Here is a 15,929-nt window from a genome sequence, read left to right as displayed (position 1 = left end):
ACTACTTCTAATTATCTAGTAAAAAAAAGACTTTACTAGATAATTAGCATTTAGGAAGTGTACTTTACTAAATAACGTTAAGACCCTGCTATACCTCAGGAAGTTGGTTTAAATTAGGATTTAAAAACTAATGTATAACTTAACGTTTAAAACCTACTAAAATGCAAAAACCCAATGAACGCCTTAAAGGGCAAACTGCAATCGTAACTGGATCCAGTAGTGGTATAGGTGCAGCGGTGGCAATGGCTCTGGGAAGAGACGGAGCAAATGTGGTGGTTAATTATAATTCATCGGAAGAAGAGGCTAACGAAGTTGCAGGTAAAATAAATGAAGACACATCGTGTGGAGCGGCGATTGTGATACAATGTGATGTGAGTAAAGAAGAACAGGTACAGGCCATGTTTAAGCAAACTATCGAAAAATTTGGAACAGTAGATATTCTCGTTGCGAATTCTGGTTTGCAAAAAGATGCCCCATTACATGAAATGACTTTAAAAGATTGGCAATTGGTTATAGATGTAAATCTAACCGGTCAGTTTTTGTGTGCACGCGAAGCTTTACGAGAATTTATGCGCAGAGGGATTCGAGAAGACGTTTCTAAATCCTTAGGTAAAATCATTCATATGAGTTCTGTTCATCAGATTATTCCATGGGCAGGGCATACAAATTATGCCGCGTCAAAAGGAGGTTTAGTTATGCTGATGGAAAGTATTTGCCAAGAGTATGCGCCTCTTAAAGTACGATGTAATAGTATTGCTCCCGGAGCGATAAAAACAGATATTAATAGAGAAGCATGGGAAACCGAAAGTGCACTCAATAAATTGAATAAACTGATTCCGTATAAACGTATTGGAGTGCCCGAAGATATAGGCAGTACGGCTGCTTGGTTGGCATCAGATGAATCAGAATATATTAATGGCACAACATTATATGTTGATGGAGGAATGACGTGCTACCCAGGATTTACAACAAATGGTTAAGAAAAATACAGAAGAACAGAAAAGATTAGATTCACATTACGCTGGAAATGAAGACTGGTTGCATTGGGGCCCCTACTTAAGCGAAAGGCAGTGGGGTACGGTGCGAGAAGATTATAGTGCTCACGGTGATGCCTGGGGTTATTTTCCGCACGATCATGCCAGAAGTCGGGTTTACAGATGGGGAGAAGATGGTTTGGCAGGTTTTACAGATCGTTATTGTAACGTATGCTTTGGCCTCGCTCTTTGGAATGGAAAAGATTCTATACTAAAAGAACGCTTGTTTGGTTTGACAGGTCCAGAAGGTAATCACGGTGAAGATGTAAAGGAACTCTACTATTATTTAGAGAATACACCTACACATTCTTATATGAAGCATCTCTATAAATATCCTCAAAACGAATATCCGTATGGGGATTTAGTGACGAAAAATCAAGGCCGAAGCAGAAAGGATGATGAGTATGAGATTTTAGACACGGGTCTTTTTGATAACAATGAATATTTTGATGTTGTTACCGAATATGCAAAAGCGGGTCCTGATGATATATGTATTAAAATTTCAGTGACAAACCGAAGCGCTAAAGCTGCAGAATTACACGTTTTACCTACGTTATGGATTCGCAATTTCTGGAGTATAAGAGATATGCCTTTTAAACCTTCCATAGTAAAGAATAAGAATGGCAAATCACCTTCGGTACACATAAAGCATCCATATACCGGGGATTATAATCTATATTTTGAAAAGCCAGATCATCAACTTTTTACTGAAAATGAAACCAATGATGAGCGGCTGTATTTGCAACCTAACGATCAGCCCTATAAAAAGGACTTTTTTCATAAAACAGTAATCGAAAACGATTACCGTTTGGCAGAAAAGAAACAGGAAGGAACCAAGTTTGCACCGCATTACCAGCGTAATGTTAAAGCCGGAGAAACGGTGGTATTCAAGCTAAGATTGACTCACGCAGATTTAGAAGACGCTTTTAGTTCAGATTTTGATTCTCTTTTTGAAACGCGGGTTCAAGAATGTTTGAATTTTTATGAGGGTGTGAATCAGGTTAAAGATGAGGAGGCTAAAGAAATTCAGCGCCAGGCTTTTGCGAGTTTGTTGTGGTCAAAACAATATTATAACTACGAAGTAGAGCAATGGCTTAAAGGAGATCCCAAAGTTTCAACTCCACCTAAAGAACGGTATAACGGTCGTAACAGCAATTGGAAGACCTTAAGAAATCACGATATTCATTTGATGCCTGATAAGTGGGAATACCCGTGGTATGCTGCTTGGGACAGTGCATTTCATTGTATTACGATGGCTTATATAGATCCTGAGTTTGCAAAAAAGCAATTACTGCTTTTTACTAAAGAATGGTATATGGCGCCTAATGGTCAAATACCAGCTTATGAATGGAATTTTAGTGATGTCAATCCGCCCACACAGGCTTTTGCAGCGCTACAGATTTACAAAATAGAGCGGGATACAGCGGGGAAGGAAGATATAGATTTCCTTAAGCGTATCTTTAATAAATTATCCCTCAACTTCAACTGGTGGGTAAATCAGGAAGACCGTAAACAGAATAATGTTTTTCAAGGCGGCTTCTTAGGTCTTGACAATATAGGAGTCTTTGATCGCAGTAGTGGTATTCCCGGTAACGCAACTTTAGAGCAGGTAGACGGTACTTCGTGGATGGCGCTTTACTGCCTGAATATGCTTGAGATTTCAATTAAAATAGCACTGGTTGATTCTTCTTATGAAGATATGGCGACTAAGTTTTTTGGTCACTTTATCTTCATTGCTGAAGCTTTAAACAAACTGAATGAAGATTATGAAGGAACCTGGGATGAAGAAGAAGGTTTCTTCTATGATAAATTGGTTTTTGAAGACGGCAGCTTTCAGCCTATAAAAGTGCGATCTATTGTTGGGATCATGTCTTTGATAGCTGTTTTACATATTAAGAGAGAGACTTTAGACCGTTTGCCAAATTTTAAATACAGTGTAAACTGGTTTAGAAAATACCGGATGGCAAACCTGAAGTATATGGTAATTCAGGAATTTTCAGATGATTCAGATTTGTTATTAGCATTGGTTCCTAAAGAACGGGTTGAGATTATGCTGAGTGCAGTTTTTGATGAGAAAGAATTTTTGAGTGAGCACGGTTTGCGTTCGCTTTCTAAGATTCACGAGAAAACCTACAAGATAGATATTGACGGAGCGAACTATGAGATAAAATATGAGCCGGCAGAGTCTGAGTCTTCTATGTTTGGAGGAAACTCTAATTGGCGAGGTCCTGTGTGGATGCCCTTTAACTTTTTGTTTGTAACAGCAATCAAAGAGTTTAGAGATTATTATGGGAAAGATTTCGAGGTAGAATATCCTAAAGGTAGCGGGAAAATTTTAAATCTCAATGACATTAGAAACGATCTGATGAAACGCCTGCTAACACTTTTTCATACCGATGAAAATGGGGACCGCCCAATAAATGCACAACACAAGGAGATTTATAAAGATCCTCATTTTAAAGATTTAGTATTGTTTTATGAGTATTTTCATGGAGATACAGGTAGAGGAGTAGGAGCTTCGCATCAAACAGGTTGGACTGCTCTCATTGCAAATATGATTCACGAAATTTATTAGTAATAATTCAATCTCAAATCATGAAAATCGGTTTTATTATTCTTATTAATTTATTTTTTTTACACACGATGATAGCGCAAGATTTTAAACTTACTAAAGACCACGATGCTCTTTTGGTTAAAGACTTAGATAAAGCAGCAGCTTTTTACAGTGATATTCTGGGGTTACCAGAAATTGATAATGCGGGGTTGGGACCAAAATTTAGATGGTTTGCTTTAGATAATAAGGTTCAGATTCATTTGATAGCAAGTGAAGAAGAATTCAAACCGCACAAAGGAGTTCATTTAGCTTTGAATATTGATGATCTTGATGGTTTTATGAAGTTTTTAAAATCTAAGAATATTCCTTTTGAGAATTGGCCTGGAGAAGCTGGTACTACAAATACAAGACCTGATGGTGTACGGCAGATTTACCTTACCGATCCAGACGGATACTGGATTGAAATAAACACCAATAAGCTCTAATAAATTTCTATGGATTATTATCTAATTACTGCAATTTTAGTAGGTCTTGCCGCCGTTTTTGGCTATATCAACGTACGTTTTCTCAAACTGCCGAACACAATAGGCTTGATGCTAATAACCCTTCTGTTTACATTAGGAGTTTTGGGAATTGCTTACTATGATGATACTTTATTAGAAGCTGAAAAAGAAATAATAAGCAGTATAGATTTTGAGAAAGTTCTTCTGGATGGGATGTTGAGTTTCTTGCTTTTTGCGGGTGCGCTACATACTAATTTTGAACAACTCAGAGTACAGCGTTGGCCGGTTATTGTATTTGCAACAGTAGGTGTTCTTACCTCTACATTTCTCGTTGGTGGTGCTTTGTATTATGTGCTTATGATGTTGGGGCTTGATGTGGATTTTATTTATTGCTTATTGTTTGGGGCATTGATTTCACCTACAGATCCTATAGCCGTTTTAGGAATTCTCAAAAAAGCCGGTGCGCCAAAGAATTTGGAAACTAAGATTGTGGGAGAATCTCTTTTTAATGACGGAGTTGGTGTTGTAGTATTTCTCACCATTTTTAAAATAGCAGGCTCTTCAGAACCGGTTACTCCTGGCGATATTTTAGAGTTATTTGGCCTTGAAGTTTTAGGAGGAATCGCATTAGGTTTAGGAATAGGATTTTTGACTTATAAGTTGCTAAAATCTATAAATGATTATGATATTGAAGTAATTATCACGCTTGCTGCGGTAATGTGCGGTACAGTAGCTGCGCAGAAACTTCATATGTCTGCGCCATTAGCAATGGTAACTGCAGGACTTTTAGTAGGAAATGATACAGCACGTAAACACACGATGTCTGAACTTACCGAAACCTATGTAGATAAATTCTGGGAGCTGATAGATATCTTACTAAACACCATTTTGTTTGTGTTAATTGGTATGGAAATGCTAATCATAAGCTTTGAGATTCCGGCAATTATTGCAGGCTTAATTGCGATTCCAGTAGTGCTGATTTGTAGATATGTCTCACTACTGATCCCTATAAACTTTTTTGAAAAACACCTCAATTTTGTGCCCCGTACCGATGTGATTATGACTTGGGGTGGTTTGCGTGGTGGTATTTCAATTGCTTTGGCGCTGAGCCTCACTCAAGATATGCATCGCGAACTATTTTTAGTAATAACTTACATTATCGTGATTTTTTCAATTCTCGTACAGGGGCTTACCGTAGGTTCTGTTATTAAAAAACTTGGAGTAAGAGATAGTAAACCTGAAGAAGTATAAAGTATTAATTTTAACTGAAGTATAATTTGAAAAGCCTCTTTAGAGGTTTTTTTATGCCTTATATTGAGTTTTTAGCATTCAAAGTCATTATTTATGCATTTTAATTATTTTAAATAATAAATATGTTTATTTTTGAACAAGTATAAATTATAGGTTTGAATAAGGTAAAAGTATGTCAGGTTGGGTTTAGGGGGCTCGTTTATTATGAACATTAGACCTGACAGTTGGAGCCTCCGTAAGGAGGCTTTTTTGATTCCTTGTAATTGAAGTGATAATAAAGTAATTATTCAGCGCGCTCCAGACCTTCTTCTATTCGCTCTTCAACTTCCTCATTTATTTCAGATTCAATTTTTGGTTTTTCAACCTTTTCGCCATTTTCCAGCCATAACGTAAAGAACATAGGGTAGTGGTCAGATCCTATATTGGGAAGTCGTTGCATACAATCTACAACAATATTTTTTGAATGAAATAAATGATCAATAGGAAAACGCAAGTACCAGTAGTCTGCGTGAAATGTAGGAAATAAACCTCTACCAATTCTAGGATCTATGAGTCCGGTTATTTTTGCAAATAATCTGCTCACCCGAGACCACACCACATCGTTGAGGTCTCCACAAACAAGAATAGGATGATCAGCATTTAATTTACGTACTGCTTTGCCTACAATTAGAAGTTCTGCATCGCGTTCTTCTGAAGTTTCATTTTCAGTTGGGCTTGGAGGCGCCGGGTGAACACAAATCAATTCTAGAGGTTTGTCGCTTCCAAAATAGACTTTAGTGAAAATTGAAGGTACATCTTTTTCTACTAGGTAATTTACTTGAGTTTCTGCTAACTCGTATTTGCTGTACAAATGCATTCCGTAGAAATTATCTAAAGGAACCCGTACAACGTTAGGATAATCTTTTTCTAGTTCTTTTAAACCGTTTTCCCAGTTCTCATCAGTCTCCATAACAAGTAGGAGGTCTGGAGTGTGTATATTAACCTGCTCTATGAGTTTTTTATATTCTTTATTGGTTTGCAATACATTAGAGCTCAGCAAACTTATTTGTCTAAGAGAATCTGGATTATCAGGTTTAGAATCACGTAATGGATAAAAATGAGTGTATGGGAAAACTACATAAAGTTGAAATAAGAGAGTAGCAAGCAAACTAATAGCTATAATGTATTGCCATTCGTTTACTGGAAATTCAAAAATAGCCAACAGTGCGATAACCAAGGCCTGAAGAAAACAGGTTTGAACTCTTATAAAATCCCAGCCTCTAATAATCCAGTGAGTTCCTTGGGTAAGCGGTAAAAGGGCAATTACTATTAAAAATAAGGCGAATCCGTATAAAACCATTGGGTGTGCTTAGCTGGTGAGTTGTTGAAAAAGTTGTTCTAAAGAAATATTTATACGAGAAAGCTGTAGCGTTTTTAGTCCGTTATCATGCGCAAAATCAAATAACACAGATCGCATATCTTTTTGCGTATCAAAACTGATTTCGTAGATCAAGCCTTCTGTGTTATTCACATAATTTACTTTAGGTAAATTCTTAAGAGCTGCTTCCTCTACACGATAATCAAATTCTACTTTAATAATTTGTTCACTACCGGCTTTTAGTTCTTCTAGTTGTCTGTCTGCAACAATCTTCCCTTTATTAAGTATAATGACCCGATCACAAATAGCTTCAACCTCTTGCATAATGTGTGTAGAGAGCAAAACGGTTTTGGTTTTACCAATAGTTTTAATGAGTTCACGTATTTCTTTCAATTGGTTAGGGTCAAGACCAGTTGTCGGTTCGTCAAGAATTAGAACTTCAGGATCGTGTATTAAGGCAGCAGCCAAGCCTACACGTTGTTTGTAACCTTTACTTAATTGTTTGATTTTCTTAGTTACTTCGGGTTGTAAACCGGTAAGTGCGATAACTTCAGCTATGCGATCTTTTGAAGTGTGGTTTAGGTCAGCGTGAAGTTTAAGATACTCTTTAATATACATTTCCGAGTATAACGGATTGTTTTCTGCGAGATAACCCACACGTTTTTGAACCTCTAAAGCTTCTTTTTCAGTAGAAAAACCATCTACAAAAGCAGCTCCTGATGATTGTTTGAGGTAGGTGGTCAAGATTTTCATCATCGTGCTTTTACCGGCACCGTTAGGACCTAAGAAACCGGTGATTTCACCTTTTTTGACCGAAAATGATAAATCGTCAAGTGCTTTCTGAGCACCGTACATTTTTGTTATGGCCTCTACAGTTATAGACATACTGGCTTAAAATAAGGGAACTTTAAAAGTTAAAAGTAAACAAATCGCAATCAGACAGCTGTTTTCAAAACCTTAAAATTAATTCAATATAAAAATAGAGCTGCTCAATTAAAGCAATTAAAAAATATTTTTTAATAAAGTACCTTGAAAACTGAGTTCTATTTTATTTTCTTTAAATATTATGTGATTTTTCCTTAATATTTGTAAAAGTTCAAAGCTTTTAAAGCTCTTCTTATTTATTTAAGTACTTTAGCAGCATAATTAATGAAACACATGTCTTACGTACCTTACTTTTTTAACCGTTATTATTTCTTTTTCTTCTGGAGAGAGATGGGACCGCTATAGAGTAACGTGTAGTAATACAATATCATAGGGTCCCGATTTAAAAATCGGGATTTTTTTTGTTATAAACTGAACTAGAAGTAATTGAAACATAAAGTAGCCATACAGGGAATTAAAGGTTCTTTTCATCATAAAGTCGCTCAGGATTTTTTTGCTGAAGATGTGGAGGTGATAGATTGCCGTAGCTTTCAAGAGCTGGTGAATTGTCTGGTAAAAGGCGAGGCGACAGATGCAGTCATGGCTATAGAAAATTCTATAGCAGGAAGCATAATACCGAACTACGCATTGATTGATAACCATGCGTTGAATATAGAAGGAGAGCGCTATCTGGCAATAAGTCAAAACCTGATGGTCATGCCTGGTCAGCAGTTAGAGGATATTCAAGAAGTCTGGTCGCACCCGATGGCTTTGTTGCAATGCAAGGAGTTTTTTAAAGATAAAGAACACATTAGGCTGGTTGAAGATGATGATACTGCGGGAGCTGCAAAGCGTATCGCCGATGGAAATTTGAAAGGGGTTGGAGCAATTGCTGGAGTTACAGCTGCACAGATTTATGGATTAGATGTGATTGCTGAAGATATTCAGACTATAAAAGAGAATTCGACGCGTTTCTTTATTCTGAATACAAACGGTAGAACAGAAGCAGAAATTCCGGATAAGGCTTCGGTTAAATTTCTGGCAGATCACAAACGTGGAAGTCTGGCAGCAGTACTGAACGTGATGAGCGATTGCAGATTGAATCTTACTAAAATTCAGTCTTTACCAGTTATCGAAACACCGTGGAAGTATTCGTTTTTTGTTGATGTTACTTTTGATAATTACGCAGACTTCGAAAAAGCAAAAAAATTGTTGAATATCATGGCGCTTGAATTTAAAGTTTTGGGCGAATATAAAAATAGAAAAGGATGATTATAGAATCGGCTAAGCGGTTAAACCAGACCTCAGAGTACTACTTTTCGCGAAAGCTAAAAGAAGTTCGAGCGCTTGCAGCAGCAGGTAAGCCTATAATCAATATGGGTATAGGTAGTCCAGATTTGCCACCGCCACCACATGTGATCGATGCGTTGACCAAGTCTCTTTTAGACGGTCCTGCACATCAATATCAGAGTTACAAAGGCTTACCAGAGCTGACTAAGGCAATGTCTGAGTTTTACGAAGCGCGATATGGCGTAAGTCTAGATGCTGAAAGTGAAATATTGCCTTTAATGGGTTCAAAAGAAGGAATCATGCATATCAGTATGGCTTTCTTAAACCCGGGAGATGAGGTATTGATACCTAATCCAGGTTACCCTACCTATACTTCAGTGACACGTCTGGTCGAAGCAGAACCGGTTTATTACAATCTTGATGCTTCAAATAACTGGATGCCAGATTATGAAGCTTTAGCCAAAAAAGACCTGAGTAAGGTAAAATTGATGTGGGTAAACTATCCACATATGCCTACAGGAGCTAAAGCAACTACAGCAGATTTTGAAGAGCTTGTAGCTTTTGCAAAAACAAACTCGATTTTATTAGTAAATGATAACCCGTATAGTTTCATCTTAAATGAAAATCCACAGAGTATTTTAAGTATAGCGGGAGCAAAAGAGGTAGCTATAGAATTAAACTCTTTGAGCAAATCATTCAATATGAGTGGTTGGAGAGTGGGGATGTTGTTGGGTTCTTCAGATTATATAAATACTGTTTTAACTGTAAAAAGTAATATGGATAGCGGTATGTTCTATGGAATTCAAAAAGGAGCTGCTGCTGTTTTGAAAGAAGACAAAGAGTGGTTTAACGAACTCAATCAGGTTTATAAAAGCCGAAGAGAACACATGTGGAAGTTGGCTGATTTGATAGGTTGTACGTATGATAAAAATGCAGCCGGTATGTTCATCTGGGCGAAATTACCAGAAGGAGCTGGTGATGCAGAAGCATTTATAGATGATATTTTAATAAACAAAAGCGTGTTTTTAACCCCGGGAAGTATTTTTGGCTCTCAGGGAGCAGGATATATTCGTTTTTCACTTTGTGTAACCGAAGATAAAATCAAAGAAGCCATTGGAAGATTTTAAAAACATATTTGTTTTGGGTATAGGACTCATAGGTGGTTCGCTTTCGCGTGATCTAAAACGTGTTTTGCCAGAAAGTACGATCTATGGCGTTGATAGCAATGTAGATCATCTTGATGAGGCAGTAGGTCTTGGTGTGATAGATCACTCATCTCGTTTTGAAGCTTTGAGTCAGGCAGATCTTGTGATTTTGTCTATTCCTGTAGATCAGGCTAATTTGTTTTTACCGGCAGTTTTAGATGCAATTGCAGAAAATGCATTGGTGATAGATGTAGGTTCAACTAAAGGAAGTGTTTGTGATGCGGTAAGAAACCATCCTAAGCGCAATCAGTTTTTAGCTGCACACCCTATAGCAGGTACCGAATTTTCCGGTCCATCTGCGGCAATTGAAAACTTGTTTAAAGACAAGACAATGATTCTTTGTGAGGTAGAACAAACCCGTGAAGATCTATTAGATAAAGCAATGCAGATTTTTAAAGCATTACCGATGCAGATCAGGTATATGAATCCGCATTCGCACGACAAGCACATTGCTTATGTGTCTCATTTGTCGCATATTAGTAGCTTTATGCTTGGGAAAACGGTGATAGAGAAAGAGAAAAATGAGAAAGATATTTTTGATATGGCGGGTAGTGGTTTTGCATCGACGGTGCGTCTTGCAAAAAGTAATCCCAGTACTTGGACGCCGATATTTAAAGAGAATAAAGCTAACGTATTAGAGAGCTTAACGGAGTACATAAATAATTTAACGCATTTTAAAAACGTGCTCGAAGCAGAAGATTATGAGGAAGTTTTTAACGAGATGCACAATACAAATCACATAAAATCAATACTTAAAGGATTATCGTAATCGGTTAAATGCCGTAAATTTGTTGAATATGGAAAATAAGAAAGAACTTAGAAACTGGTTAGACGCTTTCAATTTAGATCACCCGCTTGTAATCGCAGGTCCTTGTAGCGCAGAAACTGAAGAGCAAGTATTAAAAATTGCTCACGAGCTAAAAGACACAGATGCTACTGTTTTTAGAGCAGGTATTTGGAAACCTCGTACCCGTCCGGGAATGTTTGAAGGTGTAGGAGCTTTAGGTCTTAAGTGGCTTCAGAAAGCTAAAGAAGAGACCGGGATGCTAACTACTACTGAAGTTGCAAATCCTAATCACGTAGAGCTTGCTTTAAAGCATGACATAGATATCCTTTGGATTGGAGCGCGTACAACGGTTTCTCCTTTTAATATTCAAGAAATTGCAGAAGCTCTTAAAGGAACAGATAAGACAGTTCTTATTAAAAACCCGGTAAACCCTGATTTAGCATTATGGCTAGGTGCTGTAGAGCGCTTTTATACCCAAGATGTTAAAAATTTAGGTGTCATTCATAGAGGATTTTCTACATATGAGAAGACGCGTTATCGTAATAATCCGGAGTGGCAAGTTGCTGTAGATCTTCAGAACGAGTTTCCAGATCTTCCATTAATTTTAGATCCATCGCATATCGCAGGGCGTCGTGATATTATTTTTGATCTATGTCAGACTGGTCTTGATCTTAATTACGACGGTATTATGGTTGAAACACATTACGATCCGGACAATGCTTGGAGTGATGCTAAACAGCAAATTACACCTTCGCATCTTGTTCAGATTATGAAAGATCTTAAGATTCGTAAAGAAGAAGGTACTGCAGCTGAATTCAATAATAAATTGAATACACTTCGTACCCAGATCGATGTGGTAGATCATCAACTTATTGAAAGTTTAGGGAAACGTATGAAAATTGCTGACTCTATAGGTGAACTCAAAACTGAAAATAACGTTGCTATTCTTCAGTCTAAACGTTGGAATGAGATCTTAGGAGCAATGATTCTTGAAGGCGAAAAAAATAACTTAAGTGAAGAATTTATCTTACGTGTATTTAAAGCAATTCATCAGGAATCTATTAACCATCAGAAGAAAATTTCAAGAATGGAAGAGGCTTAGAAATAAGTTTTCAAACACAAAAAGGCACTCATTGAGTGCCTTTTTTGTGTTTGAAAACTTGATTTTCAGTAAGTTAATCCTGTTCTTTTTGTCTTTTAAAGATATATCGGGTAACGTAAATACCGTTATCGTCTCCATCACCACCATAACTTTCAACACCGCTGTTTACAAAAGCGAGTTCCCATCCTTCTTCGGCCATTTCATTAATTTTAGAAGTCACAACTGCATCATTAGCTGCGATGTTTTGAAAACGAATTCCTCCAATATTAAAAAAATTGAGCAACTTGGTTTCTTCAAAGTTTTTAAGCCTTATTGAGCCACGGTCAGATGTATTGCGGGAGTCATCTTCTTCAGAACGGGTTGAGGTAAACTCTTTATAATCCCTGCTTTCTAAAGTAGAGATCATGCGTGATCTACCTATTCCATTAGGTATGATAGACTCAATTACAGTGACGGTTTGGTATTCCATTACTTGTGAAAAAACAGGGGCGCTTACCAGCATTAGAAATAAAAAGAAACGAGTAGAAATCTTCATAAGACTGATTTTGTAGGTTAAAGATTAAGATTACTCTAAAATAAAGTAGTTTTACAATCTAAATTAGTAAAAATATTTTTTGAAAGGAACTGTTTACAAATCAACCGGAAGCTGGTATAGCGTTAAAAGTGAATCAGGCAAATTTTACGATTGCCGAATTAAAGGGCGCTTTAGAATACAGGGTATTAAAAGTACTAATCCTGTAGCTGTGGGCGATCGTGTTATTTTTGAGTTGGAGCAGACGAGCGATACAGTCACCGGAGTAATAAAAGATATTGAGCCGCGTGATAATTATATCATTCGTAAATCTGTAAATTTATCCAAGCAAACGCATATCATTGCTGCTAATATAGATCGCTGTTTTCTGGTTATTACATTAAACAATCCACCCACTTTTCCCGCATTCATAGATCGTTTTTTGGTTACTTGCGAGGCTTATCACATCGAAGCTATTTTGCTTTTTAATAAAGTAGATACGTTGAGTGAAGAAGAGTTTGGTGAAGTCAAATATCTTGCGGAAATGTATCGAGAAATTGGTTATACCTGTATTGGTGTTTCGGCAAAAACCGGTAAAAATGTTGATCAGGTAAAAGATTTGATGCTAGGGAAGACCAGTATGTTTTCGGGACATAGTGGTGTTGGAAAATCTACGCTGGTAAACGCAATAGAATCTACTCTGGACTTAAAGACAAAAGCGATTAGCGATCAGCATATGCAGGGACAGCACACCACGACTTTTGCAGAGATGTTTGACCTCAGTTTTGATGCGCGTATTATAGATACACCTGGGATTAAAGGTTTTGGTGTTGTTGATATCGAAAAAGAAGAGCTGGGTAGTTATTTTCCTGAGTTTTTTGCATTGAAAGACCAATGTAAATTCAATAATTGTCTACATCTTGAAGAGCCTAAGTGTGCGGTTAAAGATGCGTTGGAAAACGATGAATTGTACTGGTCCAGATATCAGAGTTATAAACAGATTATTGAAGGAGACGAGGAGAATTACCGAAGAAATGTTTACGATCAACAACCTTAATTGATTTTTTATGCGAGTAGTTATTCAGCTGGTGAGCGAAGCTTCCGTCACGATTGAAAATGTTATAAAAGGCAAAATTGGTCGTGGTTTTATGATCTTATTGGGTATAGAAGCTGAAGATACTGAAGAAGATATAGCATGGCTAGCTTCAAAAATTTGTGGTTTACGGGTTTTTAGCGATGCAGAAGGTTTGATGAATGAAAGCATTTTAGATCAAAATGGAGAGGTTCTTTTGATTAGTCAGTTTACGTTACATGCTTCTACAAAAAAAGGCAATCGACCTTCGTTTTTAAAAGCAGCTAAGCCAGATGTGGCAATTCCGCTTTATGAAAAATTTATAGGAACACTTTCTCAAAAACTTAAAAAGCAAGTTAAGACTGGTGTTTTTGGTGCTGATATGAAGGTTTCTTTAGTGAATGATGGACCTGTTACCATCACGATTGATTCTAAAAACAAAGAATGATTTAGGAAAATATTAAGATTTTATTATCTTGCTATTTTAATTTTTATATGGCAAGAAAATTAGTATTTCTGCTATTTGTTATCCCCTTACTAACTTATAGTCAACAACTGGAGCTCGCTGCACTTACAGTAGATCCTGAGCTTGCTGATGGTGCAGATAGTGTTTTGCGTCACGAAGAAATCACCTTAGATCTTTCTGATGAAGGAAAATTGAGAACCACAATCTCAAGACTAGTAACGGTTTATAATAAATCCGGTTTGTCTGATGTAAAAGCCTACGCCGGGTATGATAACAATACTAAGGTTTTAGACATCCAAGCAATTATCTATACCCTTACTGGAGTAGAAAAAGACAAAATCAAAAAACGTGATTTTAAAGATGTCAGCGCAGTTTCCGGCGGGACTTTATACGCTGATAGCAGAGTTCTTTATCTGGATTACACACCTACTTCGTATCCGTTCACCATTCAGTTTAATTCAGAAACGCTTAGTGAAACAACTGCTTTTTTATGGCCATGGATGCCGGTTTCACGATACGCCAGCGGAACGGAATATTCTAAGTTTACCATCATTCACAACCCCGAAGATACCTTGCGGGTAAAGGAAACCAATCTGGAAGAATTTGGCATTACTAAAGAAGAAACTTCCGGAAGAACAACTTGGATAGCGAGAAATCTGGAGCCCGTTACTTTTGAATATAAATCAAAAGGGCTGGAACAACGCGTACCTCGTGTGAAATGCTTTTTCGATAAATTCTATCTAGCCGGAGTTCCTGGTATTGCGGGTAATTGGAAAGATTTTGGTAAATGGATGAATGACGAACTGGTGAAAGATACTCAAGATCTTGAGGCTACTGCCATTGCTGAAATTCAAAAGCTGACCAAAGGTTTATCTGATGACGAAGCAAAAGCCAGAATAGTTTATCAATTTGTTCAGGACAAGGTTCGGTATATAAGTGTGCAAGTAGAGATTGGTGGGTGGAAGCCTATGTTAGCTTCAGATGTGCAGCGACTGAATTATGGCGATTGTAAAGCACTTAGTAATTATACCCAAAATCTTTTAAGTGCGGTTGGGGTTAAATCATACTACACTATTTTGTATGGAGATCGCGGTAAAGAATCTTTAGAAACCGATGTGGTAGCCATGCAAGGCAATCACGCTATTTTAGGTGTTCAGCTGGGAGATGAAGTCAAGTTTTTAGAATGTACCAGTCAGGAAACTCCTTTTGGATATATGGGTAGATTTACAGATGATAGAAAAGTTCTTTTGCTTACAGAAGAGGGCGGCAAGATTGTAAAGACAACAAAATATAATCAAGAAGATAATACAGATCTACTTCAGGCGAAGCTGGTTTTAGACGAGACTGGTAATCTTTCGGGCGAAATTGTTCGAGAAGCGAAAGGTATATTTTATTCAGACCGGATGAATCTAGGTCATAAAGATGATAAAGAATTGAGTGATTATTACTACGAGACTTGGAGCGGTATCAATAGTCTTTCTGTCTCAGATATTGAGCTTAATAACAATAAGCTTGATGTTATTTACGATGAAAATTTGAATTGCAAAGTAACCAGTTATGCAACTTCAATAAGTGATGATATGCTAATCAGAGCAAATCCTTTTGCGCTTTCGCGAAATGCAATTCCGCCAAGATATAGAGATAGAAAAACCGGGTTTATAAATCTACGCGGAACCATAGAAGAGCAAAGTATTCAAATTACAATCCCTGAAGGTTATGCAGTAAATGCATTACCCGAGGCTGTTGAGTATACTGAAGAATTTGGTGACTATCAAGTGTCATATGAGCTTAAAGATGATAAGCTAATTTGTAAGCGTATTTTAAAATTTAAGGAAGGTGATTTCGGTGTGGAAGCTTACGAAAAGTACCGGGATTTGTATAAAAAGATTGTAAAGCACGACAATCAAAAACTGTTAATTGAAAAAATATAAGC

General features: G+C 37.1%; 14 protein-coding genes. 11 read left to right on the top strand and 3 right to left on the bottom strand.

Annotated elements, in window-relative coordinates; genetic code table 11:
- The first annotated feature begins 161 nt into the window (after positions 1-161).
- From BUB91_RS08015 to BUB91_RS08000, 4 genes are read left to right on the top strand one after another with little or no spacing between them, the layout of a single operon-like run.
- A complete protein-coding gene (locus BUB91_RS08015) occupies positions 162-980 on the top strand; it encodes an SDR family oxidoreductase (RefSeq protein ID WP_073098716.1) in 819 nt (272 codons plus the stop codon).
- The gene (locus tag BUB91_RS08010; RefSeq protein ID WP_073098715.1) at positions 973-3,609 is read left to right on the top strand and encodes an MGH1-like glycoside hydrolase domain-containing protein; all 2,637 of its coding nucleotides are present in this window, start codon (positions 973-975) and stop codon (positions 3,607-3,609) included. Before BUB91_RS08015 ends, BUB91_RS08010 begins: the two co-directional genes overlap by 8 nt.
- 20 nt (positions 3,610-3,629) lie before the next feature.
- Entirely contained in the window at positions 3,630-4,073 is a 444-nt protein-coding gene (locus BUB91_RS08005; RefSeq protein WP_073098714.1) for a VOC family protein, read from the top strand.
- Between the two features lie 9 nt (positions 4,074-4,082).
- Positions 4,083-5,342 (top strand): cation:proton antiporter, encoded by a 1,260-nt coding sequence (locus BUB91_RS08000; protein ID WP_073098713.1) that lies wholly within the window; start codon positions 4,083-4,085, stop codon positions 5,340-5,342.
- Between the two features lie 283 nt (positions 5,343-5,625).
- Here the strand turns inward: BUB91_RS08000 and BUB91_RS07995 are convergent, their stop codons facing one another.
- Together BUB91_RS07995 and gldA are read right to left on the bottom strand one after the other, a co-directional pair.
- On the bottom strand, positions 5,626-6,681 hold the full coding sequence (locus BUB91_RS07995) for an endonuclease/exonuclease/phosphatase family protein (RefSeq protein WP_073098712.1): 1,056 nt from the start codon (positions 6,679-6,681) through the stop codon (positions 5,626-5,628).
- A 9-nt stretch (positions 6,682-6,690) separates the two neighbouring features.
- Complete coding sequence (gene gldA, locus BUB91_RS07990) at positions 6,691-7,584, bottom strand: gliding motility-associated ABC transporter ATP-binding subunit GldA (protein ID WP_073098711.1); 894 nt, start codon at positions 7,582-7,584, stop codon at positions 6,691-6,693.
- A gap of 426 nt (positions 7,585-8,010) precedes the next feature.
- Here gldA and BUB91_RS07985 point away from each other — a divergent pair, with 426 nt between their 5' ends.
- From BUB91_RS07985 to BUB91_RS07970, 4 genes are read left to right on the top strand one after another with little or no spacing between them, the layout of a single operon-like run.
- On the top strand, positions 8,011-8,835 hold the full coding sequence (locus tag BUB91_RS07985) for a prephenate dehydratase (RefSeq protein ID WP_073098710.1): 825 nt from the start codon (positions 8,011-8,013) through the stop codon (positions 8,833-8,835).
- Positions 8,832-9,980 carry a pyridoxal phosphate-dependent aminotransferase gene (locus BUB91_RS07980; protein ID WP_073098709.1) on the top strand — a complete coding sequence of 383 codons (1,149 nt, stop codon included), beginning with the start codon at positions 8,832-8,834 and terminating at the stop codon, positions 9,978-9,980. The genes BUB91_RS07985 and BUB91_RS07980 overlap by 4 nt, the downstream gene beginning before the upstream one ends.
- Positions 9,967-10,827, top strand: coding sequence for a prephenate dehydrogenase (locus BUB91_RS07975; protein ID WP_073098708.1), 861 nt, complete (start codon positions 9,967-9,969; stop codon positions 10,825-10,827). The genes BUB91_RS07980 and BUB91_RS07975 overlap by 14 nt, the downstream gene beginning before the upstream one ends.
- Positions 10,828-10,855: 28 nt before the next feature.
- Positions 10,856-11,947: a bifunctional 3-deoxy-7-phosphoheptulonate synthase/chorismate mutase type II gene (locus BUB91_RS07970; protein ID WP_073098707.1), complete on the top strand. Its 1,092-nt coding sequence runs from the start codon at positions 10,856-10,858 to the stop codon at positions 11,945-11,947.
- A gap of 73 nt (positions 11,948-12,020) precedes the next feature.
- Here the strand turns inward: BUB91_RS07970 and BUB91_RS07965 are convergent, their stop codons facing one another.
- Entirely contained in the window at positions 12,021-12,476 is a 456-nt protein-coding gene (locus BUB91_RS07965; protein ID WP_394342915.1) for a hypothetical protein, read from the bottom strand.
- Between the two features lie 85 nt (positions 12,477-12,561).
- On the opposite strand from BUB91_RS07965, the gene rsgA reads away from it, so the two are divergent.
- From rsgA to BUB91_RS07950, 3 genes are read left to right on the top strand one after another with little or no spacing between them, the layout of a single operon-like run.
- A complete protein-coding gene (rsgA, locus tag BUB91_RS07960) occupies positions 12,562-13,515 on the top strand; it encodes a ribosome small subunit-dependent GTPase A (RefSeq protein WP_073098706.1) in 954 nt (317 codons plus the stop codon).
- 10 nt (positions 13,516-13,525) lie between these two features.
- Positions 13,526-13,978 (top strand): D-aminoacyl-tRNA deacylase, encoded by a 453-nt coding sequence (gene dtd / locus BUB91_RS07955; protein WP_073098705.1) that lies wholly within the window; start codon positions 13,526-13,528, stop codon positions 13,976-13,978.
- A 47-nt stretch (positions 13,979-14,025) separates the two neighbouring features.
- A complete protein-coding gene (locus BUB91_RS07950) occupies positions 14,026-15,927 on the top strand; it encodes a DUF3857 domain-containing protein (protein ID WP_073098704.1) in 1,902 nt (633 codons plus the stop codon).
- Positions 15,928-15,929: the final 2 nt, after the last annotated feature.

It is taken from the genome of Leeuwenhoekiella marinoflava DSM 3653 (genome assembly GCF_900129005.1).
GTDB lineage: Bacteria > Bacteroidota > Bacteroidia > Flavobacteriales > Flavobacteriaceae > Leeuwenhoekiella > Leeuwenhoekiella marinoflava.
Note: the sequence above shows the minus strand (reverse complement) of the source record. Positions and strands in the feature narration are given on the sequence as shown.